This is a genomic window from Pseudomonas sp. GW821-FHT01E05 (assembly GCF_059422425.1).
Map to the genome: position 1 here is coordinate 1 of NZ_JBWKWW010000019.1, position 23,658 is coordinate 23,658.

General features: G+C 59.8%; 18 protein-coding genes, 3 tRNA genes and 2 pseudogenes. 4 read left to right on the top strand and 19 right to left on the bottom strand.

Annotated features, from left to right (window positions below; translation table 11 throughout):
* Positions 1-2 precede the first annotated feature (2 nt).
* From AC07W5_RS28210 to AC07W5_RS28220, 3 genes are all read right to left on the bottom strand, one after another.
* Positions 3-75 (bottom strand) — tRNA-Glu (locus tag AC07W5_RS28210).
* Positions 76-176: 101 nt separating this feature from the next.
* Positions 177-252 (bottom strand) — tRNA-Gly (locus AC07W5_RS28215).
* 2 nt (positions 253-254) lie between these two features.
* A tRNA-Glu gene (locus tag AC07W5_RS28220) sits at positions 255-330 on the bottom strand.
* Between the two features lie 358 nt (positions 331-688).
* Between AC07W5_RS28220 and AC07W5_RS28225 the strand changes: the two genes are divergently transcribed.
* The gene (locus tag AC07W5_RS28225) at positions 689-1,459 is read left to right on the top strand and encodes a hypothetical protein (RefSeq protein ID WP_495024741.1); all 771 of its coding nucleotides are present in this window, start codon (positions 689-691) and stop codon (positions 1,457-1,459) included.
* Positions 1,460-1,610: 151 nt separating this feature from the next.
* On the opposite strand, the gene AC07W5_RS28230 is transcribed toward AC07W5_RS28225, so the two are convergent.
* The 4 genes and pseudogenes from AC07W5_RS28230 to AC07W5_RS28245 all read right to left on the bottom strand — a co-directional run bounded on the left by AC07W5_RS28230 (position 1,611) and on the right by AC07W5_RS28245 (position 5,729).
* Positions 1,611-2,492, bottom strand: a complete 882-nt coding sequence (locus AC07W5_RS28230) for a methyl-accepting chemotaxis protein (protein WP_494994082.1) — start codon at positions 2,490-2,492, stop codon at positions 1,611-1,613.
* Positions 2,472-3,620, bottom strand: a pseudogene (locus AC07W5_RS28235) (HAMP domain-containing protein); the annotation flags it as partial. The gene AC07W5_RS28230 and the pseudogene AC07W5_RS28235, both read right to left, overlap by 21 nt.
* A gap of 72 nt (positions 3,621-3,692) precedes the next feature.
* Positions 3,693-5,116 (bottom strand): annotated as a pseudogene (locus AC07W5_RS28240) (aminotransferase-like domain-containing protein).
* A 331-nt stretch (positions 5,117-5,447) separates the two neighbouring features.
* Complete coding sequence (locus tag AC07W5_RS28245; protein ID WP_007931380.1) at positions 5,448-5,729, bottom strand: GNAT family N-acetyltransferase; 282 nt, start codon at positions 5,727-5,729, stop codon at positions 5,448-5,450.
* 650 nt (positions 5,730-6,379) lie between these two features.
* On the opposite strand from AC07W5_RS28245, the gene oprI reads away from it, so the two are divergent.
* A complete protein-coding gene (oprI, locus tag AC07W5_RS28250) occupies positions 6,380-6,631 on the top strand; it encodes an outer membrane lipoprotei OprI (RefSeq protein WP_002553018.1) in 252 nt (83 codons plus the stop codon).
* A 122-nt stretch (positions 6,632-6,753) separates the two neighbouring features.
* Here oprI and AC07W5_RS28255 read toward each other — a convergent pair whose 3' ends face one another.
* The 3 genes from AC07W5_RS28255 to AC07W5_RS28265 form a co-directional block, all read right to left on the bottom strand.
* Complete coding sequence (locus AC07W5_RS28255; protein WP_494994029.1) at positions 6,754-7,722, bottom strand: L,D-transpeptidase family protein; 969 nt, start codon at positions 7,720-7,722, stop codon at positions 6,754-6,756.
* 146 nt (positions 7,723-7,868) lie between these two features.
* The gene (locus AC07W5_RS28260) at positions 7,869-8,162 is read right to left on the bottom strand and encodes a hypothetical protein (RefSeq protein WP_494994030.1); all 294 of its coding nucleotides are present in this window, start codon (positions 8,160-8,162) and stop codon (positions 7,869-7,871) included.
* A 55-nt stretch (positions 8,163-8,217) separates the two neighbouring features.
* The gene (locus tag AC07W5_RS28265; RefSeq protein WP_494994031.1) at positions 8,218-8,823 is read right to left on the bottom strand and encodes an arylesterase; all 606 of its coding nucleotides are present in this window, start codon (positions 8,821-8,823) and stop codon (positions 8,218-8,220) included.
* A gap of 10 nt (positions 8,824-8,833) precedes the next feature.
* On the opposite strand from AC07W5_RS28265, the gene AC07W5_RS28270 reads away from it, so the two are divergent.
* Together AC07W5_RS28270 and AC07W5_RS28275 are read left to right on the top strand one after the other, a co-directional pair.
* Positions 8,834-9,517 carry an ABC transporter ATP-binding protein gene (locus AC07W5_RS28270; protein ID WP_494994032.1) on the top strand — a complete coding sequence of 228 codons (684 nt, stop codon included), beginning with the start codon at positions 8,834-8,836 and terminating at the stop codon, positions 9,515-9,517.
* Positions 9,517-12,021 (top strand): ABC transporter permease, encoded by a 2,505-nt coding sequence (locus AC07W5_RS28275; RefSeq protein WP_495024742.1) that lies wholly within the window; start codon positions 9,517-9,519, stop codon positions 12,019-12,021. The genes AC07W5_RS28270 and AC07W5_RS28275 overlap by 1 nt, the downstream gene beginning before the upstream one ends.
* A gap of 42 nt (positions 12,022-12,063) precedes the next feature.
* Here the strand turns inward: AC07W5_RS28275 and greB are convergent, their stop codons facing one another.
* The 9 genes from greB to AC07W5_RS28320 all read right to left on the bottom strand — a co-directional run bounded on the left by greB (position 12,064) and on the right by AC07W5_RS28320 (position 23,583).
* The gene (gene greB / locus AC07W5_RS28280; RefSeq protein WP_494994034.1) at positions 12,064-12,537 is read right to left on the bottom strand and encodes a transcription elongation factor GreB; all 474 of its coding nucleotides are present in this window, start codon (positions 12,535-12,537) and stop codon (positions 12,064-12,066) included.
* Between the two features lie 98 nt (positions 12,538-12,635).
* A complete protein-coding gene (locus AC07W5_RS28285) occupies positions 12,636-13,346 on the bottom strand; it encodes an NAD(P)H-dependent oxidoreductase (protein WP_494994035.1) in 711 nt (236 codons plus the stop codon).
* Positions 13,347-13,407: 61 nt separating this feature from the next.
* Complete coding sequence (locus AC07W5_RS28290) at positions 13,408-14,823, bottom strand: aldehyde dehydrogenase family protein (protein ID WP_495024743.1); 1,416 nt, start codon at positions 14,821-14,823, stop codon at positions 13,408-13,410.
* Positions 14,816-16,006, bottom strand: a complete 1,191-nt coding sequence (locus AC07W5_RS28295; RefSeq protein WP_495024744.1) for a pyridoxal phosphate-dependent aminotransferase — start codon at positions 16,004-16,006, stop codon at positions 14,816-14,818. The genes AC07W5_RS28290 and AC07W5_RS28295 overlap by 8 nt, the downstream gene beginning before the upstream one ends.
* 25 nt (positions 16,007-16,031) lie before the next feature.
* Entirely contained in the window at positions 16,032-17,645 is a 1,614-nt protein-coding gene (locus tag AC07W5_RS28300; protein WP_495024745.1) for a 5-guanidino-2-oxopentanoate decarboxylase, read from the bottom strand.
* A gap of 10 nt (positions 17,646-17,655) precedes the next feature.
* On the bottom strand, positions 17,656-19,755 hold the full coding sequence (locus tag AC07W5_RS28305) for an acetate--CoA ligase family protein (protein ID WP_495024746.1): 2,100 nt from the start codon (positions 19,753-19,755) through the stop codon (positions 17,656-17,658).
* 18 nt (positions 19,756-19,773) lie between these two features.
* A complete protein-coding gene (locus AC07W5_RS28310) occupies positions 19,774-20,934 on the bottom strand; it encodes an acyl-CoA dehydrogenase family protein (protein ID WP_494994040.1) in 1,161 nt (386 codons plus the stop codon).
* A gap of 91 nt (positions 20,935-21,025) precedes the next feature.
* On the bottom strand, positions 21,026-21,817 hold the full coding sequence (locus tag AC07W5_RS28315) for an enoyl-CoA hydratase/isomerase family protein (protein WP_495024747.1): 792 nt from the start codon (positions 21,815-21,817) through the stop codon (positions 21,026-21,028).
* 353 nt (positions 21,818-22,170) lie between these two features.
* On the bottom strand, positions 22,171-23,583 hold the full coding sequence (locus tag AC07W5_RS28320; RefSeq protein ID WP_495013046.1) for an amino acid permease: 1,413 nt from the start codon (positions 23,581-23,583) through the stop codon (positions 22,171-22,173).
* Between the last annotated feature and the right edge of the window lie 75 nt (positions 23,584-23,658).

The following is a 23,658-nucleotide window of genomic DNA, read 5'->3' on the forward strand; positions in this document are numbered from 1 at the left end:
GGCGTCCCCTAGGGGACTCGAACCCCTGTTACCGCCGTGAAAGGGCGGTGTCCTAGGCCACTAGACGAAGGGGACGCTGCCCGGAACATATGGTGTATGTTCCAGTGTCCAAAACCTTATCCGAAGACTTGGCTCTGGTTTCACCAGCCCTGCCCTAGAGCAAAGCTGCTTAAAAATGGAGCGGGAAACGAGACTCGAACTCGCGACCCCGACCTTGGCAAGGTCGTGCTCTACCAACTGAGCTATTCCCGCATTGGCGTCCCCTAGGGGACTCGAACCCCTGTTACCGCCGTGAAAGGGCGGTGTCCTAGGCCACTAGACGAAGGGGACACACCTACAACATTCACTACTTACTGCGTTTCGCTGTGTGCTTTACGCTGTAAGTGGCGCGCATTCTATGGATGGATTGGGAGGTCGTCAACCCCCAGATATAAATTTATTTAAATCAATGACTTCGCCATGGTTTTGGGGGCTGTTTCAGCCTTTTCCCCGCCCAGGCTTTGGCGCCTATATTCTGGCACCCGACAAGACGTTATAGTCCAACGCAGCAAATGATGGCAATGTGCATTCATCCAGCAACTGCCGTTAATAGCGGCGCGACAGCGCGTTTCAACTCGTCGCACTGCCCTATGCGCTCAAATGCTAAGCCACTACACTCGCACGCAAACCCTATAAAGAGGTCTTAACGGTGACACCACTCATGATCACCCTGCTAGTAGTAGCCGGGATCGTAATACTGATCGCCATTGGCTACATGAACCATGTGGTGGAAAACAATAAGCTGAAAAAGGCGCGCACCAAGGTCGAACTCAACGACCGCCTGCGCCGTTGCGGCGAAATCACCGAGACCTTCCCCGGCCAGTTGATGACACCGGCACTCAAGCTGCTGCTGACCCGACTGGAGCTCAATGTCACTCAGCGCCTGTTGAACCTGAACAAATCCGACACATCTACCAAGGCGCGGGTAACCGAACTCAACGCCATGGTCGCCCAGGGCGAATCGATTCCGGTCAACAATCCGCCGGCACCGATCCAGACCGAAGCCAAAGCCAAGGATGTGCGCTTTCTACTAGAAGCGCTGCACGGCCAGGTTACTCGGGCAGCACAGGACGGTTTCCTGCCAGCCAATGAGGCCAAGCACTGGATCAGAGAAGTTCGTCATATCCTGGTGTTGCTGCATATCGAGTTCTTCAACAACCTGGGGCAGCATGCCCTACAACAGGATCAACCTGGTCAGGCGCGCCTGGCGTTCGAACGCGGCGTGCAGTACCTGCGCAAGCAGCCGGATCCGGTGGTCTATAACGAGCAGCTCAAGTACCTGGAAAAACTCCTGGCGCGCGCCAACTCGATGGTACTGACCAACATTGAGCCGGTAGAAGGTGACGTCAACGAGTTGACCGAAGGCCTGAAGACAGTGGAAGCCGACGCTGACTGGAAGAAGAAAGCGATTTACGACTAAGAGATGCTTCCATTGTAGAAGCAGCCGGTCGACGCTCGATTGGTCCGGGCGGCGTTCCGACGATGGACTCAAGGGCGACGCGTTTATTCAGAAAACACGCGTTATCGTTAACGTCCATCGCGAGCAATCGAGCGTCGACCGGCTGCTCCTGCTACAACCGGAAATGCCCAACCATCCCCTTCAGCTCTGCCCCCAGCTGCGCCAGTTCGATGCTGGAGGCGGCGTTACCCTGCATTGCCAAAGACGATTGATCGGCACTGGCGCGGATGCTGGTGACACTGCGGTTGATCTCTTCGGCCACCGAACTTTGCTGTTCGGCCGCAGCGGCGATTTGCTGGTTCATCTGCTGAATCAATGACACCGCAACAGCAATGCTGCCCAGAGCGCTTTCGGTCTGCAACGCATCGCTGACGGCCAGTTTGACCAGCTCGCCACTGCTCTGAATTTGCTGCACCGACGAATGCGCGGCTGAACGCAAAGCGCTCACCAGTCGTTCGATTTCCTCCGTGGATTGCTGGGTTCGTTTGGCCAAAGCCCGCACCTCGTCGGCAACCACCGCAAAGCCTCTGCCCTGTTCTCCCGCGCGTGCCGCTTCGATAGCTGCGTTGAGCGCCAACAGGTTGGTTTGCTCGGCCACGCTTTTGATGACACCAAGCACCGTACCGATGTTTTGTATTTGCGCACTGAGACTTTCAATGCTGGTGCTGGCCGAGGTGGCGGAGTCCGCGAGCTGCTCTATACGCTGCATGCTCTGACGGACAACCTGCTGACCGCTTTCAACTTTGTCGTCGGCCTTCTGTGCAGCCTGAGCTGCTTCTTCGGCGTTGCGCGCCACGTCATGCACAGTGGCAGTCATCTGGTTCATCGCCGTAGCGACCTGCTCGGTCTCTTCTTTTTGGCTGCTGACTTCGAGATTGGTCTGTTCGGTCACCGCCGACAGCGAATGAGCCGAACTCGCCAACTGCTCGATACCCGCCTGCAATCCACTGACGATATTGCTTAGCCCGGCACCCATCTGCTGCATCGCGAGCATCAACTGGCCAATTTCGTCACGACGCGTGACCTCCACCGTCGCACTGAGATCCCCCGCCGCTATTTGTTGAGCGACATGAATCACGCTACGCAGCGGCGCAACGATCAGACGGGTAATCACCCACGCGGCAATCAACCCGACCAGCAGCGCCAATGCCGAGGAGCCGATGATCAGCACCGAGTTCTTTTTAAGCTCCACCTGCATCGACTGATCTTCGGCTGCATAGGCCTGATCGACCCGCTCGACCACTTGCGCGGCACGCTCATGCAGTTGCTGGTAGACCTTTTTCTCCTGCACCAGCAAACCGGTGTATTCGGTAAGCTTTTCGCTGAAGCTGGCAATATGCCCGGCCACTTCGTTGAGGACTGTCTGATACCCCGCATCCTTGACCGTTGCCTTGAGCTGCTCGGCCTGGGTCAGCGCCTGATCAGCCTGCTCGATCTTGCCTTGCTCCCCACTCTCATCTTCGCCCTTGCGGCTCTGATCCAGACGCATGCGAGCTTCGTTCATCGCCTGCAGCATCAGTCTGGATACCTGACTGACCTGATTGGCTTGCGCGATAAACTCTGCACCCTCCTTGCCCTGGGATTGCTTCAGTGTGTAGGCACCATCATCGGCAAGACCGGCCTGAAGTACATCGAGGTTATTGGCGACACTGGAAACCGACCAACTGGCCATTTCCAGCGCGAGATCCTTGGCCTGGGTCAGCTCGACGAACTCATCGAAGGCTTTGCGATAAGCCCCAAGCGCCTGTTCGACATCGTTCATCACCGGGACGTTGGCCGCCGACTGCGCCTTGAGTTGCGTCGCCAGCGCGATCAGACCGTCAACACCCTCATGCAAGGCATCGGCGGTTTTCGAGTCGCCATGCAGCGCATAGTTCTGCTCCAGCAAGCGCACTTTAAGCAGGCCACTGTTGAGCGATGACATTTGTTTGAGACCATCGAAGCGATGACTGATCACCTGTAGGGACCACACGCCTATGGCTGCCACCAAAGCCGTCAGAAGCAATACCAGAAAAAACCCGATACCCAGTTTTTTCGCCATACCAAGGTTGGCAAAACGTCCTTGAGCGGCCGTAATCATTGCGCGTAGTCCCCTTCCAACACCGAATGGCATAAAGGCCATTTTCTGTTTGTGCAGATTCGCAATGGGCTGCCCTTGAGCACAAGTCTCCGGCGTCTGAATAATGGCAAAAAGCTACGCCAAGGTCGTTTTCAGGATGGTAGAGGTCGATCCGACAGAGTCGTGGCGCGGAAAAATGCCAAGGCCCGCGGGTCGTTGGCGTAGGCCACATTGATACGCAGCCATTTGCCTGGAGCACCGTCTGGATTGAACCCACCGCCAGGACAAAGCACTACACCAAGTTTGCCAGCCTGTTCGCGCACCCGAGCATAGTCGGACAACCCGGGCCGAGCCCAAATGAACATGCCACTGGCGGGTCTGCTGAACACTTCCCATTCGGCGTCCTCCAGCGCTTGCAGAGTGACAAGCCTGTCTTTGTTCAAACGCTGACGCAGGCGTTGCGCCATCTTGCGATAGGCACCGGTGGCCAACAGGCTGGCCACCACCGCCTCACAAAATCGCGAAGCTCCGAGGCTGGTAATCATCTTCACCTCGGCCAGCCTGGCGATGATGGTAACGCTGGCGCTGATATAGCCGAGCCGTAGCGAGCTGCTGAGGGTTTTCGAGAAACTGGCGATGTAAATGACCCGCTCATTGGCATCCAGAGCCGCCAGGCGCGTGCAAGCGCCATTCTGGAAATCGGCATAGACGTCGTCTTCGACAATGAAGAAGTCATGGTGGGTCGCCAATTGCAGCAATCGCTGCGCCACCAATGAAGTCAGGCTGCTGCCGGTCGGGTTGTGGTACAGACTATTGATAAACAAAGCGCGAGGTTTATGTTTCTCCAGCACGCTGTCGAGCTCATCGAGGTCCGGCCCGCTACGCGCTCTGGGAACCTCAAGCAGCGTAATCCCATGAAGCCTCAGCAAACGATGGAGATTGGAGAAGCCCGGGGGTTCGATCACCACACAATCGCCCGGTTTGAGCAGTGTGCGCACCACCAGATCGAGGGCATGACTGGCGCCATGGGTGGTCAGGATTTGCTCCTCATCCACACAGATGTTGATCCGCTTCAGATGCTTTTGCAGTTGCTGGCGCAAGAGAGGCAAACCCAACGGCGTGCTGTAGTTGAATAACGCGCTCATGTCGGTGCGAATGAGCTGGCGAATCGCGTAACTGAGGTCATCGCTTTCTCGCCAGCTTTCAGGCAACCACCCGCACCCCAACCTCAACTCACCCGAAGGGCTGCCGGTGAAGCGACTCCACCCCGCCTCGACATTTTCATACCACTGAGCTTTATTCCGGGGCTGGAGCGCAGACACCTGTTCGCCGACGAAGAACCCGGAACCCTGCCGTGATACCAGCAACCCCTGAGCAACCATCCGCTCATAGGCTTCGATGACGCTGGACTGGCTGAGCAGATTGTCCCGGGCCAATTGCCTGACAGGAGGCAGACGCGTACCGGATTGCACGTTGCCCTGATAGATCCACGCAGCCAATGCGTTGACGATTTGCTGCACAACCGGCACGAGCGCCTGCCGATCAATTTTCAAATCCATGAATAGACGATCCCTGACTGTTTTTTCTGAAAACAGTTAAGCACAGGCACGCTGCTGGCAAGGGACGATAAGGCCTTGAAATCGCCCGCCCTAACCATTTGAAACACAACACCCGCCCCTTGGCTGACATGGCCAGTGCATCGTCACCGACATCCAGACAGATGGGATAGTCACGCGCCAGCGAAGAAGGTTTTCCACAGCAAAACGCCCCGGACCAGTAAGGTCCGGGGCGTTTAAGAGGTCAAAGACCCGGCATCCAGTGGATCGCAAGCTGCACCGCTTGAACAAGCAGCATTGCAGGGCAATAACCGGGTTTTATCGCTGTACCTGATCAGAGTTTCGCGGCGTGCCGTTGGTGACGCTCCATGTAGCGCTCCACATAGGAGCACGACGGAATGACCGTGTAGCCCATGCGGTCAGCGTACTCGAGCGCCTGCTCGGTCAGCGCGGCAGCTATACCGCGGCCACGCAGTGCGTTGGGCACGAACGTCCGATAGATGTCCAGGGTTTGCTTACCCAGGTCCATATAGGTCAGGTAGGCACGATGACCGTCCACATTGGTCTCGAACTGATGACCAGCCTGGTCATGGTGGATGGACAACGCCTCGCTCATCACTACTCCTCGCGGGTCTTGGATTCTGACCACTACCTTACCGATGTTTTTCCGGCGAAGAAACATCTACTACGCCACCCCGTGCCTGTCTGGACACCGAGAAGAGCTTACCGATCCCGCACAGCCGAGCACGTTTCAAATAGTAGGCGCCATTATCGTAAATGCTCAAGGCGCGCTCGTCATCGTGTAGCTCCCGCTGGCGCGGCTCTGTATCACGTAGAGGTGGCCCGACCGAACACCCCCTGGTCGATAGCCTGTGCATTGCCGGATATTGAGACTTTATGACGAGCGCCCTGTCTTAAAGTCACCTCAACATGGACAAAGATACGTGAGCCGCTCCGCAATTTCTGAACACAAGTGTAGACCGATCAATATAGACCGACTTTCACCCACACTCCAAAACAGCCCCAGGCGGTAGCGAGCACTCATGATCCACTATGAAGCAGCTCGCCCAGCACGGGCCTCACAGCTGCATACTTTTTATACAGACTGATGAATAGTTGCTCGAAAAATATTCAAGGCCTAGAATATTTTTTGCTTCTTGCGCTACGTCAGTTTACTTACTACAAGTAATGGGTAGTATGTACGCCGGCTATTTCCTCACTCTGAAGAGATGGCTATTTAATAGAAAGTCCTTGAAGGGGAACCCGATGAACAACGTTCTGAAATTCTCTGCTCTGGCTCTGGCCGCAGTTCTGGCTACCGGTTGCAGCAGCGTATCCAAAGAAACCGAAGCACGTCTGACCGCTACTGAAGACGCAGCTGCTCGCTCCCAAGCTCGTGCAGACGAAGCGTATCGTAAAGCTGATGAAGCTCTGGCTGCTGCTCAAAAAGCACAACAGACTGCTGACGAAGCTAACGAGCGTGCTCTGCGCATGCTGGACAAAGCTAGCCGCAAGTAATAATCCCTCGGGATTGTTATCAAGCCGATCCATTCTTGGATCGGCTTTTTTATTGCCCGGATTTTCTGACGGCAATAAAAAACCGCCGAAGCTGTGAAGCCTCGGCGGTTTTTTTAGAGCGATTACTGTTGCAGATCGATCGGTATACTGGACACCAGCGGCGCATTGTTCGGTACTGCGATTTCTACCGGCATGCCATCTTCAGCGGCTACCACGTCGCGCACCACATCCCAGTTCATGCGCAGGTTATTGGCCAGGTCCTGACGCTTGAGCAAGGCGTTGATCACCGCGGTGTGCTTGTCGACTACTGACGGATTGCCTTTGTCATCCAGTGGCGTATGCGCTTCAAGATAGACCTTGCCGCCACTGATACCGAACTTGTACGGATCGTTGAGTATGCGTACCGACGTACCCACCGGCACCATGCCGGCCATTTCCAGGACGTTGTTGTTGTACATCCGGAAGCAGCCATGGCTGGTACGCATGCCAATGCCGAATTTCTTGTTCGAACCGTGGATCAGGTAACCCGGAGTCCCCAGAGTGAACTTGAACGGCCCCAGCGGGTTATCCGGGCCTGCTGGCACCACATTCGGCAACGGGTCGCCATCAGCAGCGTGCTCGGCCTTGATCGAAGCGGGAGGAGTCCAGGTCGGATTCGGAGTCTTCGCGATAATACTGGTGTGGGCGATCGGCGAGCCCCAGCCTTCACGACCGATACCCAGCGGGAAGGTGTAAACCACATTCCGGCCTTTGGGGTAGTAGTACATGCGATATTCAGCCAGGTTGATCACGATGCCTTCACGCGGGCCCGGCGGCAGAATGAAGCGCGTGGGCAGCACGACCTCAGTGCCCGCACCCGGCAACCATGGATCGACACCCGGGTTGGCCGCAACCATCTCCAGATAGCCCAGGTCGTAGGTCGTGCCCAGATCGGCAAAGGTATCTTCATACTTGGCCTTGACCACTTGCACCTGACCGACGACATCTTCGCCCGGCGGTGGTAAAGGCAGCTCCAATGCTGCAACGGGCCCCGCCACACACAGGGCGGCAAGAGACAGGTAACGGGTGACGGCAGGAAAACGCGGCAACATCCGGAAAATCCTTCGCATGATCAACGGGTAAGGGAGGGATTGTACACCGCCGCCCCCACCTTCGGGAGGCGGGGCGACGAGCTCCAGGTTGCACACAATTGGTGCAGGAGCTACCGCAAGGTTCGGGCCGCCGATCTTTTCGCCTCTTACAGCTCGAAGCGCAACTCCGGCCAGATCGGCGACGTCCCGCGTTTCTGTGATTCGAGGATTGCCCGACATAGCGAACACAGGCGCTGGTCCTGGAAGATCGTCCGGTCGACGCTCGACCAGCGCGGCTGAGCCGGCAACAAGGTGCCGCACAGCGTACGGTCGGCCGAGCCGCCCAACTCCAATTGACGCGTCACCAGATGCACCCGGACTTCCTGGCAGGCGAACAGATCCAGCTGTTCATCAGGCTCGATCAGTTGATAGGCAAACAGGGACCAGGCGGGACGCGGCATCGGGGGCTCCAAATCGGGGCGCCACATTAGCCGAAAGACTGCCAGTAGAAAAGTGTCAAAGCAGCGGTTTTAGCGTCGGCCAGACATTTTCCAGCAACTTGCCCTGGGCCACTGCCGCGGGATGTATGCCATCCGCCTGCATCAGCTCGGGAATCCCGCCCACCCCTTCGAGAAAAAACGGTACCAGCGGGATTTTTTTCTCCTCGGCGAGGTTGCTGTAAACCTCGGCAAAGGCCTTGGTGTAACGCGCACCGTAGTTGGGTGGCAACTGCATGCCCAGCAAGAGCACCTTGGCACCGCTGGCACGGGAGCTGTCGATCATCGATGCAAGATTTTGTTGCAATTGAGCGGGCGGCTGACCGCGCAGGCCGTCATTGCCGCCCAATTCAAGGATTACCAACTCAGGCTTATGCTCTACAAGCAGCGCTGGCAGGCGCGCCTGGCCGCCGGCACTGGTATCGCCACTGATGGATGCATTGACTACCTTATCGGTGAAGCCTTCGCTCTTGAGCCGTTGCTCGAGCAGGGACACCCACCCCTGGCGGGTATCCAGGCCGAAAGCCGCGCTGATACTATCGCCAACGATCAGGACAGTACCCGCCGCTGCGCTCTGGGCCATGCACATCAAGGCCAGGCCAGCACTTAAAAACCACACACGCATCGGACTCTCCATGGGCGCAAGCATTCTCACAGCGCGCAACCTTAGCAAAGTGGTTCCCAGCTCGGAAGGTGAACTGACCATCCTGCACGAACTCAGCCTGGAACTGAACACGGGCGATAGCCTGGCGATTGTCGGTGCCTCCGGTTCCGGTAAATCTACCCTGCTCGGCCTGCTGGCCGGTCTCGACCTGCCCAGCAGCGGTGAAGTCGTGCTCGCCGGTCGAGCCCTGAGCACCCTCGACGAAGATCAACGCGCACGGATCAGGGCCGAGCATGTCGGTTTCGTCTTTCAATCATTCCAGTTGCTCGACAGCCTCAACGCTCTGGAAAACGTCATGCTGCCGCTGGAGCTGGACGGCCGCAAGGACGCCCGCGAGCGCGCCAGAGAACTGCTTGAGCGGGTTGGCCTGGGTCAGCGACTCAGTCACTCACCACGCCAGCTCTCCGGCGGCGAACAGCAACGGGTCGCGATTGCCCGCGCGTTTGCTGCGCAGCCCACTGTACTGTTCGCCGATGAACCTACCGGCAACCTCGACAGCCACACCGGCGAGCGCATCAGCGACCTGCTCTTCGAACTCAATAAAGAAAGTGGCACGACCCTCGTACTGGTGACTCACGATGAACGCCTGGCACATCGCTGCCGGCGCCTGATCCGCCTTGAAGCCGGCCTGCTGGTCGCCCCACTGGAGCCTTGATGGCACACTTGCCGCTATTGCGCCTGTTCAGCCTTGCCATCCGCCAATTGCTGCGCGATGCCCGTGCCGGTGAGCTGCGGGTGCTGTTCTTCGCCATTCTGGTCGCCGTGGCGGCGAGTACCGCCATCGGCTATTTCGGCGCTCGTCTGAATGGCGCCATGCTATTGCGCGCGACCGAGTTTCTGGGGGCCGACTTGCTGCTCGAGGGGAGCTCGCCAGCGCGCCCCGAACAGATTCAAAGCGGCATCGAACTGGGCCTCGAACATGCCCGGGTGGTTGAATTTTCCAGCGTCATCGCCACGGATAACGGCATTCAGCTTTCCAGTATCAAAGCCGTCGACAACACCTATCCGTTGCGCGGCGAGCTTAAAAGCGCCGTCGCCCCTTACGCCCCGGAAGAACCCGGGGGCGGCCCGAGACCCGGTGAAGCCTGGGTCGAGGCCCGCCTGTTGCCGGCGCTGGATCTGAAGATCGGCGACAGCATCGATGTCGGCATGAAAAACCTGCGCCTGACCCGGGTGCTGACCTACGAGCCGGATCGCGCCGGCAACTTCTACAGCCTGACGCCCAGGGTACTGATCAATCTGGCAGACCTTGAGGCCACTGGCGTGGTGCAACCCGGTAGCCGGGTCAGCTACCGTGAACTCTGGCGCGGCACAGCGCCCGCCCTGGAAAGCTATCGACAGTTGATCAAGCCCGGCCTGGCCGCCAATCAGCGATTACAGGATGCCCGCGACGGCAACCGGCAGATCGGTGGCGCCTTGGGCAAGGCCGAACGCTACTTGAACATGGCCAGCCTGGTGGCAGTGTTACTTTCCGGGGTGGCGGTCGCGCTTAGCGCCACTCGCTTCGCCACACGCCGATTCGATGCCAGCGCATTGCTGCGCTGCCTGGGTTTGTCTCGCCGGGAAACCATGCAGTTGTTCAGCGTGCAATTGGCCGTACTCGGCCTGCTGGCCAGCCTCGGTGGTGCCCTGCTCGGCTGGCTCGCACAGCTGGGCTTGTTCTATCTGTTGCATGACCTGCTACCGACCGATGTACCGCCCGGTGGCCTGCTGCCGGCGATCGCCGGGATCGGCACCGGGCTGGTGGCCTTGGCCGGGTTCGCTCTGCCGCCATTGGCCGCTCTGGGGCGTGTTCCACCGCTGCGCGTGTTGCGCCGGGACCTGCTGCCAATCCCCTCGAGCACCTGGATGGTCTATGGCACGGCATTGGCGGCCCTTGCGCTGATCATGTGGCGTTTGAGCCTGGACCTGGTGCTGACCTTCGCCCTGCTCGGTGGCGGGGTAATTGCCGCACTGGTGCTCGGTGGCCTGTTGCTGGTGGTGCTGCAAAGCCTGCGTCGATTGCTGGCTCGTGCTTCCCTGCCGTGGCGCCTGGGATTGGGTCAGTTGCTGCGCCATCCGCTGGCGGCAGCAGGGCAATCGCTGGCATTCGGTTTGATTCTGCTGTCGATGGCGCTGATCGCACTGCTGCGCGGCGAGTTGCTGGACACCTGGCAGAATCAGCTGCCCAAAGACGCTCCCAACTATTTCGCGCTGAATATCCTGCCTGCCGATAAAGACGCCTTCACCAATCGGTTGATTGAGCTATCTGCACAATCGGCACCGTTGTATCCGGTAGTACCCGGTCGGCTGATCAGCATCAATGGCGAACCGGCGCGGGAAATCGTCAGCAAGGATACCGAAGGTGATCGGGCCATCCAGCGCGATCTGAGCCTGACCTGGGCTGCCAATTTGCCAACGGGCAACATCCTCACGCAGGGCTCGTGGTGGTCGCAACAGCCTTCCGGTGATGTACCGGGTGTTTCGGTCGAGGCCAAAGTGGCCGAAAGCCTGAAACTCAAGCTCGGCGATCATCTGATCTTCACCGTGGGTGGGGTCAATCGCGAAGCTCAGGTCACCAGCCTGCGTACGATCAACTGGGATAACTTTCAGCCAAATTTCTTCATGATCTTCCAGCCGGGAACCTTGAAGGATCTGCCTGCTACCTACCTGACCAGCTTTTATCTGGCTGCCGGTCATGATCAGCAGATCATCGATCTCGCGCGCGCCTTCCCGGCGGTGACCATTCTTCAGGTCGAAGCCTTGCTCGCGCAGCTGCGCAGCATCCTCGCCCAGGTCACGCTGGCGGTGGAGTATGTGCTGTTGTTTGTTCTCGCCGCGGGGATGGCGGTGCTGTTTTCCGGTTTGCAGGCGACCCTCGACGAACGCATTCGTCAAGGCGCACTGCTGCGGGCCCTCGGCGCGGAGCGACAACTGCTGGTCAAGGCGCGGCGTATCGAGTTCGGTCTGCTGGGTGCGGTCAGCGGCATGCTGGCAGCATTGGGGTCGGAGTTGGTGAGCCTGGTGCTGTACCGCTACACCTTCGATCTGGCCTGGCACCCGCATCCGTGGCTGCTGCTGTTGCCGGTAATCGGCGCGCTACTGGTGGGTGGTGCCGGGGTGTTCGGTACCCGGCGGGCCCTGAACACCAGCCCCCTGACGGTCCTGCGCGAGGGTTGACTGGCTCGGGCCGCGCTCCTGAGCTGCGGCCCGTGCGACAACCTATTTCACGTATTCGATTTTGTTCACCCACCACTCCATGTCTCCATGGGGTGTAGGAACGACAACGTCGTCTCCGACTTCCTTCTTCAGCAACGCACGGGCCATGGGCGAATCGATGGAGATGTAATCCATGCGTTCATAAATCTCGTCGTAGCCGACTATTCGAAAACGCTTGGTTTCACCCTTTTCATTTTCAATCTCGACCCAGGCGCCGAAGAAAACGCGCCCCTCCTGTTCAGGTGAATACTCCACCACCCGCATATCTTCCAGGCGCTTGCGGATGTAACGGACGCGGCGGTCTATCTCCCTCAGCAGCTTCTTGTTGTATTGGTAGTCTGCGTTCTCGCTTCTATCGCCCAAGGAAGCCGCCCACGTGACTTTCCGGGTGGTGTCGGGACGCTTCTCTCGCCAAAGGTAATCCAGCTCCTTTTTAAGGGCCTCATGTCCTTCCTTCGTGATGATTTTCGTGCTCAATGGGTTGCTCGCTTTTCCTGGCGCGGATGCCAGCTTACCACTCAGAAGTTCGCTGAAAACCCGGGGGTCGCAGCAATTTCTTCGTCCTGATTACCCGCTCAAGCTTTCTCGACCAACGGATAAAGCGCCTCATCGAACTGCGACAAGCGCGGGAACTCGATAGGTTGGTCCTGGGCGATGTTTTCCAGGCGCTGCTGATAGCTATGCAGGAATTCCTTGCGCGCGTCGTCGCTGATGTACGGCACATGCCAGGCCACGAACGGCTCCAGCACATCGAACCCGACGTAGGCCAACGTGCCACGCAGGATCGGTCGCAACATGTCTTGCAGCGGGCCATGAATCGCACCGTCGCCGAACATGTGCTCACGGCCGCCCAGCGTCACCGTCACCAGTGCCTTCTTGCCACTGAGCCCGCCCTGATCGTAGAAACGTTTGCCGCCATAGCAGACGCCGGAAACCAATACCCGGTCGATCCAGCCTTTAAGCATCGCTGGCGCCGAGAACCAGAAAATCGGGAAGTTCAGAATCAGCAGATCGGCCCACAGCAGCTTGTCCAGTTCCTGCTGGATATCCGCCGCCAGTGACTGGCTTTTGACCCCCAGACGCTGCTCCAGCGCATAGACCAGATAGTCCGGATTCTCCCGCGAGGAGAAGTCATCAGCGCTGGCCACCGGGTTCCAGTTCATGGCATACAAATCACTGACCTGCACCTGATGCCCCTGGGCTTTCAGGGTTTCTACCGCCTGTTCGCGCAAGGCGGCAGTAAAGGAGTTGGGCTCCGGATGGGCGTGGACGATCAATACATTCATAGGAGTTCCTTGGACGTTTTCAAACCTGGAAGGCGAAGGCTGGGCAACGGTCATGGCGAAATCACACTTGCATCGCCTTCACTTCAACAAACTCGGCCAACCCTTCTTCACCCCATTCGCGACCGTTGCCCGACTGTTTGTAGCCACCAAACGGCGCCTGATAGTTGAACGCCCCGCCGTTGATAAAGCACTGCCCGGCGCGCATTTGCCGCCCCAACCCGAGTGCACGCTCAGTGCTGCCAGCCCATACACCGCTGGACAGACCGAACGGCGAGTCGTTGGCCATTTGTATCGCGTGTGCTTCGTCCGTATAGGGAATCAGGCACAGCACCGGGCCGAAGATTTCTTCCTGAGCGATGCGCATCCGGTTGTCGACATCAGCAAACAGCGTTGGCTTGACGTAAAAACCGCGCTCGAACTCCTCGGCCGTTTCGCCACCACACAGCAGGCGCGCGCCCTCTTGCTGACCGATTCGAATGTAGTCGCGCACGGTACGTCGCTGCGCCGCCGAGCACATCGGTCCCAGGAAGCTCTGCCGGTCGAGCGGATCGCCCATGCGCAGGCTTAGTGTCTCGGCAAGGGCCAGTTCCAGCGCCTCGGCGTAGCGGCTGGCGGGCAGCAGCATACGGGTCAAGGCGGTGCAGGTCTGCCCGGAGTTGATCATCACGTCCTGCACGCCGTAGCGCACCGCGGCTGCCAGATCGGCATCTTCGCCGATCAGCAACGGTGACTTGCCGCCCAGTTCCAGGCATACCCGCTTGACCGAAGGCGCCGCCGCCTGCGCCACGCGTACGCCGGCGCCGGTAGAGCCAGTGAACGAGACCATGTCCACGTCCGGATGCCTGGCCAAGGCCTCACCGACCTTCGAACCCGGCCCGCTGACCAGGTTGAATACTCCGGCCGGCAGGCCGATGGCCTCGATCATTTCGGCCAGCAAGAAGGCGTGCAGCGGGGTTTCCTGACTCGGTTTGACCACCACCGTGCAACCGGCCGCCAGCGCCGGCGCGAGTTTGCCGATCAACTGATGCAGCGGGTAATTCCACGGATTGATGAAGGCGCAGACGCCGACCGGCTCGCGGATCACCAATGAGTTACCGACCTCGCGCACCTCATCCATCAACCCGGCGATTTCGATGTACTGCTCAAGTCCGGCAATCGGCCCGTCGACTTGCACCGAGCGGCACCACTGCACCGGCATGCCCAGTTCGGCGGTAATCACATCCGCCATCTCGTCTGCCCGCGCTCGCAGCTGATCGGCCAATCCGCGGATATAGGCTGCACGCACGCTGGACGAGGTCCGCGACCACGGACCGAAGGCCTTCCGTGCCGCAGCCACGGCGCGTTCGACATCACGCTCGTCACCCAATGGCACCACGCCTGCGACCTGTTCGGTGGCCGGGTTGATCACCTCGGCCATGCCCTGACCAGAAGGCGTCTGCCAGGCGCCGTCAATAAAAAGAGCCGTGTATTCACGCATCAACCAGTATCTCCATCAATTCATTGGCACAGCGAGCGATCCGCCTGCAAGCATCACGCAATGGCCCGGTGTCCAGCACCAGCCCCAGGCGAATATGCCCGGCGGCGCTGGGCCCGAACGCTTCACCGGCCAGTACCGAGACACCGTGCCGATCCAGCAGGCGGTCGGCGAACGCCTGAGCGCTGAGCCCGGTTTCGCGGATATCGACCATCACAAACATGCCGCCATCGGGTTTCAATGCGCGAACGCCGGGGCAGTCCGCCAGGCATTCGCAGACCAGATCCCGGCGCTGGCGATAAGCCAGGCGCATGGCTTCCAGCTCCGGCAGTTGGGTTTCCAGCGCAACCACCGCGGCGTCCTGAATAAAATCCGGGGAGCCGTAGAGCATGCACAACGCGAGGTTTTCCAGATGCCCGGCGAGTGACGGCGGCGCGACCACCCAACCGACGCGCCAACCGGTCATGGCGTGGGATTTCGACAGACTGTTGAGGGTTGCGGTGCGCTCGGCCATGCCCGGCAAACTGGCCGGGCTGATGTGTTCGCCCTCGAACAGCAACTCGCTGTAGACCTCATCGGAAATCAGCCACAGATCATGAGCGATGCACAGCTCGGCCAGCGCCTGCCAGGTTTTGCGCGGCAAACTGGCGCCAGACGGGTTGTGTGGACTGTTGAGCGCCAACGCCCGAGTACGCGGCGTAATGCGCGCGGCGACGTCTTCGGGCAACACGCGAAAGCCGTTCTCGGAGCGCACCGGTACCGGAATCACCACCGCGCCGCAGGCACCGAAGACCGCTTCATAGGTGACGTACATCGGCTCGGCGACGATCACTTCATCGCCGGGATTGAGCACGCATTGCGCGACGCTGAACAACGCACACTGCGCACCGGCCAGCACAACGACCTGATCGGCATCGACCTGTTGGCCGCTGCGTTGCCGATGGCGTTTGGCGATGCTTTCTCGCAAGGCACGCTTGCCGCGCACCTCGGCGTAATGGGTATTGCCCGCCAGCAGGCTGTCGATGGCCGCTTGTACGATCGGCACCGGCGTATCGAAATCCGGGTCGCCCACCGATAGCAGCAAAATGTCTTTGCCCTGTTCCTGAAGCGCCAGGGCACGGTAATGAATTTCCCAGGCAGCCGCGCCGTCACCGGCGATACGTTGGGTCAGATCGGAAAAGCGCATGGTGATGTATTCCCTGTGTATGTTTTTAACCGACCAGAGCACTGGCGTGCTTGAGTTCGATGAGCGTCACACCGTTTCGGTTGAAACCGGCACGCAGTTCGGCTTGCAATTGATCCAGGTTCTGCGGTTGCGTCACGGTGCATCCGAAGGCACGGCCCAGCGCGGCGAAATCCGGGTTACGCGGCAGCACGCCAACAGGCTCGATATCCAGCCCGATCATGTCGTCGCGGATCTGCCCCAAGGCATCGTTGTTCCACAGCAGCACCACCAGCGGGCTGTCCAGCTCTTCCACGGCGGTTGCCAGCTCTTGCGCGGTGTAGAGAAAACCGCCGTCGCCGACCAACACCAGGCCAGGTCGGTTCGGCGCACCGAACTTGGCCCCGATACCCGCCGGCAAGCCGTAACCCAAAGTGCCGTAGCCGGTTGGGTGCAGCCAGCTGCGCGGCGCATTGCTACTGAAGGCGTAATTGCCGGTGTAGGCCAGTTGGGTCATGTCGCTGCTGATAAACGCGTTGTCCGGCAATTCGGCCGAGACCCGGTCGAGGATCGCCTGATGGATCGACTGCAAGGCTCCGTGCCCGGCCTTGACCGCCTTACGCAACATGTCGACCGCTTGGATGGCGGCGCTGGCGTCGCGTGCGGGCTCGGACAGACGCGCCAGCAAGGCGGCCACGGTTTCTTGAGCATCGCCCTGCAAGGCCACCGCGCACGGGTAAAAATCGTTGAACTTGCGCGAGTCGATATCCACCCGTAACAGCTCGGCATTCAGCGGCAAACGCTCGCGCCAATAATCGGTGTCGGCCATTTCGGTACCGACCGCGAGCACCACATCAGCTTCGGCGATCAGCTTCCAGCCAGGTTCCACGCACAAGGTGGAGCCGGCATTCAGTGGCGCATTCGGCGCTAACAAACCTTTCCCTGCGACGCTGCTGAAAAACGGCGCCGCCAGCCGCGTGCTCAATGCCTCAAGCGTTTGTGCTGCATTCAGCGCACCGCCACCGGCGATGATCATCGGGCGGCGCGCCGCTTGCAGTTTCGCCACAGCCTGATCCAGCACCTCGGCAGCCGGTACGCCGCGCCCTGGACGGCGCACCACTTCATGGCTCCAGTCACGCGTCACCGGCGCGGCCAGCACATCCAGTGGCACCGAAATATGCACCGGGCGCGGCCGCTCGCTGTCGAATACCGCATAAGCGCGGGCGATCAGTTCGGGCAAATCCTCGGCACTCAAGGCGACCGCCGAAAACGCCGTGATCGGCGCCGTCATGGCGCGCTGATCCTGGGTTTCGTGCAGGCAGCCCCAACCTTTGCCAAGACTGGCCGTATGGTTGACGCTGGAAATCACCAGCATCGGGATCGAGTCGGCGTAAGCCTGACCGATAGCGGTCGCGGCATTGGTCACACCGGGACCGGTAATGATGAAGCACACGCCCGGTTTGCCGCTGACACGCGCATAGCCGTCGGCCATGAAACCGGCCCCTTGCTCATGACGGGTCAGCACATGACGAATGCCGCTGCCGGGCAAGCCGCGATACAGCTCCAGCGTATGCACGCCGGGAATGCCGAACACCGTGTCGACGCCGTAGTTGGCCAGCAGGCGCACCAGAGTCTGGCCGCCGGTCAAGGTTTTGCTTTGCATGTTCATATCCTCACGCTTGACCGAAGCGAATCAACGCATCGACCGCAGTCGTGCCTTGGGCACCGACCAATAATGGGTTCACATCGAGTTCGAGCAACTGCCCCGCGTTTTCACAGGCGTAGTCCGCCACAGCACGGATCGCTGCGACCAACGCATCCAGATCCGCCGCTTCACGACCGCGAAAACCTTGCAGCAATGGTGCGCTGCGCAGGCTCGACAACGCAGCGCGAATGGCGCCGTCGGAGGTCGGCAACAGCAGGCTGCGGCTGTCCTTGAGCAGTTCCACCAGAATCCCGCCAGTACCGATGACCAGCGCCAACCCGAAGTGGGTTTCACGCTTGATACCGACGATCAATTCGGCCAACGGCGGCGTTGCCATGCGCTCCAGCAGTACTTGATCGAACGGCACCCCCGGTGCGTAGTCGGCAATCCGTGCGCGCATCTGTTCCAGCGCGTCGCTCAATGCCTGCGCATCGCGCAGGTTCAGCGCCACCGCACCGGCTTCAGTCTTGTGCGGCAATTGGGCACTGACAGCCTTGAGCACCAGTGGATAACCCAGCGAATTCGCCGCTGTCAGCGCGTCGCTTGGGGTACTCAGCAGGCCTTGCGGCGTCGGCAGGCCAAAGGCGCGCAAGGCTTGTTTGGACTGCCATTCATCCAGCAACTGCCCCTCACCTTCCAGCGCCTGTGGACAAATCGGCACCAACGCCGACTCTCCGCGCGCAAGCAATACCTGACGATTGTGCTGATAACCGGCAATCCGCCCCCACGCCGCCAAAGCATCTTCCACGCCTTGCAACGCCGCCACGCCATGGGCATGCAAACGCTCGCGAGCGCTGGCCGCAAGCAGCTCGGGAAAGGCTGAAGTGACGAAACCGGTCTTGCCGTGACGGGTCAACGCCGCGCAATACAGTTCCAGCAGCAGATCACATTCCTTGCGCTCGCCGGTCGCCTCAGAAGGGTAATCGAGCACCAACATGGCGGCGTCGGCTTCGGTGCGCAGGGCGCTATCAAGCATCTTGTCCAGCGCTTCGCGGTTGCCCCAGATCGCCGTGGTGAAATCCAGCGGATTGACCAGGTTGGCGTAGCTGGGCAGCACTTGATCCAGCTCGAGCCGCTGGCTTTCGTCGAGTGTGGGCAGGCTCAAATCGTTGCGTTCGGCATAGTCGGCGATCAGCCCGGCATCACCACCGGAACAGGCCAGCGCGATCAGACTCTTGCCAGCCGGTAAATTGCCACAAGCCGCGGCTTTCAGGGTCTCGACAAAACTCACCGGACCACTGACGCGAATCACCCCCAGGCGATCGAACAGGCTGTCGTACAGTGCATCGGAACCGGCCAGCGAACTGGTATGGCTGAGGGCCAATTCAGCACCGAGCTGCGACACACCGGTTTTCAGCGCGATGATCGGAATGCCCTTCTCCAGCGCCTTGTGCGCCGCGCGGGCAAAGCCTGGAACGTTTTTCAATCCTTCCAGATGCAAACCGATTGCCGTGACGCGCGGCTCGTCGAGCAACACATCCATCAGCTCGGCGATGCCCAATTGCGCCTGGTTGCCGACTGAAGCCATGTAGGCCACCGGCAACGAGCGATCACTCATGGACAGGTTGTAGGCAAAATTACCGCTCTGGGTCAGTACCGCCACGCCTTTCTCGACCGTCTTGCCGCCATGGGCAACCGGCCACAGTGCGCAACTGTGCAGGTAATCGAGCAAGCCATAGCAGTTGGGGCCGAGCAAGGCCATGTCGCCGGCGGCCTTGAGCAGCTGATCTTGCAAGGCCTGGCCTTCAGCGCCGGTCTCGGCAAAACCCGATGCGTAGCAAATCGCTCCGCCTGCACCTTTGACCGCCAACTCGGCGACGCAGGTCAAGGTCAGTTCGCGGTTGGTGGCAATGAACACCGCGTCCGGGCCGCACGGCAGTTCTGCCACGCTGCGCACGCACGGCACGCCTTCAAGGCTGTCGTGTTGCGGGTTGACCAGCCACATCTGGCCCTGGTAGCCGCCTTCAGCGCAGCGCTTGAGCGAACGGGCCATGCTTCGGCCGCCGACAAACGCCAGATGGCGCGGCGCGAGCAGGCGTTTGAGGTTGTCGCGAATGTGTTGGGACATAACCGTTCTCCGACCCGATCAGCGCAGCAGCGGCCGCAGTAGCTCGCGGGAAATGATGTGGCGCTGAATCTCCGAGGTGCCTTCCCAGATCCGTTCGATCCGGGCGTTACGCCAGATGCGCTCCACCGGACCTTCGTCCATCAAGCCCATCCCCCCGAAAATCTGTACCGCCTCGTCAGCCACGCGACCGAGCACTTCACTGGCGAACAGTTTGGCCATCCCGGCTTCGCCGTCAGTCATGGAGCCCTGATCCATTTTCCAGGCGGTGTGCAGGGTCAACAGCTCGGCCGCGCGGATTTGCGTGGCCATGTCGGCCAGCTTGAACGACACCCCCTGATAGGTACCGATGGGTTGACCGAACTGCTTGCGATCCGCCGCCCATTGCAGCGACACGTCCAGCGCACGCTGGGCCTGACCGACGCAGTTGGCGGCAACCATCACCCGCCCGGCGGTCAGCCAGGCGTTGGCCACGTCCCAGCCCTTGCCGACTTCGCCCAGCACTTTGGAGGCGGGTACGCGGCAATCGTCGAAGAACATTTCATAGGTGTGATAACCGCGGTTGCTGACGCACTTGGGCCCACGGCGAATGGTCATGCCCGGCGTGTCGCGGTCGACCAGGAACGAGGTTACGGCATTGCGCTTGCGACCGTTGTGTTCGTAGGTATCGGTCACGGCGAAGACAATGGCGAAATCGGCGTGCCCGGCATGGCTGATGAAGTGTTTGCTGCCGTTCAACACAAAGTCATCGCCCTCACGCACCGCGCGGGTCTTGATGGCATTGGCGTCAGAGCCGGCGCCCGGTTCGGTCAGGGCGAAGCAGTCAATCTTTTCACCCTGGATGCACGGCAACAGATAGTCCTGAATCTGCTGGCCGGTGCAAGCCATGAGGATTTTCGACGGACGTGCGACAAACACATGCAGCGCCCACGACACCTTGGACAGCTCGCGTTCGATCAGCGCCTGGGACAGGTAGTCGAGCCCGCCGCCGCCGACCTCTTCCGGCATGTTGAAGGCATAGAAACCCGCCGCCACAGCTTTGCCGCGAATCTGTGCGGCCAGCTCCGGAGAGACTTCATCGGCGCGATCGACCGCTTCTTCATGGGGCAGCAGTTCCTTGGCGACAAAACTGCGAACCGCATCCACCAACATTTCTTGTTCTTGGGTCAGCTGGAAATTCATTGCGCTACCTGCTCTTCGATAACCGAGTATTCGATGACGTTCTATTCGTTGGCTGGAGAGCCCGCCTGGTCGTCGACCCTGTTTGGCCGACCTATTTACCGACAAAGGCCGGCGCGCGTTTTTCCATCGCCGCACGCAACGCTTCGGCGCCGTCTTCACTGCGACCGCAGAGCAAACCGGCGGCGAGTTCCGCGCTCAGTTGTTCAGGCAAGCTGCGATGGGCGCCTTCACGCATCAGTTTCTTGGTCTGGGCGAAGGCGAAGGTCGGGCCGCTGGCCAGACGCGCGGCCAGTTCGCCGGCCACGCTCAGCAGTTGCTCATCGGCACACACTTCACTGACCAGGCCTGCCGCCAAGGCGCGATCGGCGCCCCAGAGTTCATCGAGGAACAACAGACGCTTGGCCTGCTCGACACCGATCAGACGCGGCAGATGCCAGCTGGCACCGGCATCCGGCGAATACGCCATGCTGGTGTAACCGGCCTTGAACCGGGCGGACTGCGCGGCGAGACGCACATCGCAGCACAGCGTCAAATCCATCCCGGCGCCGACGGCGGTGCCATTGATCGCGGCGATGGTGGGTTTATCGAGGCTGTGCAGACGGCTCATCATGGCGTGGGCGGTTTCTGTCCAGCCGTAGCTTTCCAGTGCGCCACGTGCCTCGGCTTCAGCCCATTCAGCGAGATCGGCGCCGGCGCAAAAACTGCGGCCAGTGCCGGTCAAAACGACGACCCGCACAGCAGGATCCGCGTTGAATTGATCGAGCAAGGCGTGAAGGCTTTTCAGCGTCGGGATATCCAGCGCATTGCGTTGTGGTGCGCGGTTGAGGGTGATCCAGGCAACGCCCGCTTCGACCTGACTGAGCAGAGAAGATTGAGTAGTCATACGAGTCCTCGAATTATTGTGATTGACGACATGGCACCCATACTAAACGACTGTTCAGTAAGGCGGCAATCCTGCGGCCAAGGGGCCTGTAACAGCCCTTAAAATTAAATAACTTATTGTTTTAAAAGAAAAAAATTATAGATTTCGAATATCCGCCGAAAAAGCTGTTACATCTTTGAACAACTGACCACGGCGGCTGCTTGCGATTGAGGAATCGGGGGGATGATGAAATGCAGGAGCGAGCTTGCTCCGGGCGGCGTTCCGACGACGACGACATCACATTCAACGGGGATGTTGACTGTCAGTCCGCTATCGCGAGCAAGCTCGCTCCTACAGGTTTTTCGTTTGTTGGCTCAAACCGTTGGCAGGGCCTGCGCCAGAGCCGCTTGACGTTTACGGTTGGTCATGAAGTAAGCGCCGTAGCAGATGGCGATAAAGCCAAAGCCCCAATACAGCGACGGACGTTGGGTCTCGTCGAGGGCCAGGAAGACGAACAGCGAGCAGCACAAAGCGATGCACAGCAGCGGCAGGAACGGGAACCACGGCGCACGGTATTTCAAATCGCTGAGTTTGCCGCCGCCCTTGATGTACGCACGGCGGAATTTGTATTGCGCCAGGGCGATCACGATCCAGGTCACGGTGCCGGACATGCCGCTCACGGCCATCAGCACCATGAACAGGGTGTCGGCAGCGACGAAGCTGGTCATCAGCGACACCAGCGCAAAGCACAGGGTGATGCTCAGAGCACGCAACGGCACGCCGCGAGAGCTCAGTGGCGACAGGCTTTTGGGTGCCATACCGGTTTTCGACATGGCCCAAAGGATCCGCGTCGAAGCGTACAGCCCCGAGTTACCGACCGACAGAATCGCCGTCAGGATCACGAAGTTCATCAGGTCCGCGGCGTAAGGAATGCCGACCATGTCGAACACCTGCACGAACGGGCTTTCCATCAAGCCGGCCTGCTGCCATGGCACGATGGCCGACAGCACCACAATCGCCAGCACATAGAAGATCAGCACGCGGAACACCACGTTGCGCACAGCCCTGGGAATACTTTTCTCCGGCTGATCGGTTTCGCCAGCGGCAACCCCCATGATTTCGCAGCCCTGGAAGGCGTACACCACGGTCATCATCACCGCGAACACCGCAGAGAGCCCGTTGGGGAACAGCGAGTCACCGATCAGATTGGTCATCATCGGCGCCGGGGCACCACTGGTCAGCGGTATCGCGCCGAAAATCACCAGCACGCCAACGATGATAAAGCCGAGGATTGCCGCCACCTTGATGCCGGAGAACCAGTATTCCGCTTCACCGAAAGCACGGGTCGCCAAGGCGTTCAGTCCAAACAACACCACCACGAACAGCGCCGACCAGTACCAGATCGGGATAATCGGGAACCAGCGCACCATCAACATGCCCGCCGCGGTGAATTCCAGACCGACTGTGGTTGCCCAGCTCATCCAGTAAACCCAGCCAATCATAAAGCCGGTGGCAGGCCCGATGTACTTGGTGGCGTGGGTCTGGAAGGATCCGGAAACCGGCATTTCCACCGACAGCTCGCCGAGGCAGACCATCACCAGATACATCAGAAAGCCGGCCACCAGGTAAGCCAGAATGGCGCCCACTGGCCCGCCCTGGTTGATGGTGACACCCGAGCCCATGAACAGCCCGGTGCCGATGACCCCGCCCAGCGACAGCATGAAAATGTGCCGGCTTTTCAAGGCTCGGGTCAGGTGTACGCCTTTTCGTTCGATAGATTCGCTCATGACGGCACCTCTTAAAACTGGGCGAGGTGCGCGGTGGATGACAGGAGGTCATCGCGCGGGGAAAGATCAGCTTTA

Bases quoted from the DNA above. Each gene is read 5' to 3' on its own strand.
- AC07W5_RS28230 (WP_494994082.1), bottom strand. From the start codon at position 2,492: ATGCTCGCGATGCAGCAGATGGGTGCCGGGCTAAGCAATATCGTCAGT.
- AC07W5_RS28245 (WP_007931380.1), bottom strand. From the start codon at position 5,729: ATGAGCGAGGCGTTGTCCATCCACCATGACCAGGCTGGTCATCAGTTC.
- oprI (WP_002553018.1), top strand. From the start codon at position 6,380: ATGAACAACGTTCTGAAATTCTCTGCTCTGGCTCTGGCCGCAGTTCTG.
- AC07W5_RS28255 (WP_494994029.1), bottom strand. From the start codon at position 7,722: ATGTTGCCGCGTTTTCCTGCCGTCACCCGTTACCTGTCTCTTGCCGCC.
- AC07W5_RS28260 (WP_494994030.1), bottom strand. From the start codon at position 8,162: ATGCCGCGTCCCGCCTGGTCCCTGTTTGCCTATCAACTGATCGAGCCT.
- AC07W5_RS28265 (WP_494994031.1), bottom strand. From the start codon at position 8,823: ATGCGTGTGTGGTTTTTAAGTGCTGGCCTGGCCTTGATGTGCATGGCC.
- AC07W5_RS28270 (WP_494994032.1), top strand. From the start codon at position 8,834: ATGGGCGCAAGCATTCTCACAGCGCGCAACCTTAGCAAAGTGGTTCCC.
- AC07W5_RS28275 (WP_495024742.1), top strand. From the start codon at position 9,517: ATGGCACACTTGCCGCTATTGCGCCTGTTCAGCCTTGCCATCCGCCAA.
- AC07W5_RS28285 (WP_494994035.1), bottom strand. From the start codon at position 13,346: ATGAATGTATTGATCGTCCACGCCCATCCGGAGCCCAACTCCTTTACT.
- AC07W5_RS28290 (WP_495024743.1), bottom strand. From the start codon at position 14,823: ATGCGTGAATACACGGCTCTTTTTATTGACGGCGCCTGGCAGACGCCT.
- AC07W5_RS28295 (WP_495024744.1), bottom strand. From the start codon at position 16,006: ATGCGCTTTTCCGATCTGACCCAACGTATCGCCGGTGACGGCGCGGCT.
- AC07W5_RS28300 (WP_495024745.1), bottom strand. From the start codon at position 17,645: ATGCAAAGCAAAACCTTGACCGGCGGCCAGACTCTGGTGCGCCTGCTG.
- AC07W5_RS28305 (WP_495024746.1), bottom strand. From the start codon at position 19,755: ATGTCCCAACACATTCGCGACAACCTCAAACGCCTGCTCGCGCCGCGC.
- AC07W5_RS28310 (WP_494994040.1), bottom strand. From the start codon at position 20,934: ATGAATTTCCAGCTGACCCAAGAACAAGAAATGTTGGTGGATGCGGTT.
- AC07W5_RS28315 (WP_495024747.1), bottom strand. From the start codon at position 21,817: ATGACTACTCAATCTTCTCTGCTCAGTCAGGTCGAAGCGGGCGTTGCC.
- AC07W5_RS28320 (WP_495013046.1), bottom strand. From the start codon at position 23,583: ATGAGCGAATCTATCGAACGAAAAGGCGTACACCTGACCCGAGCCTTG.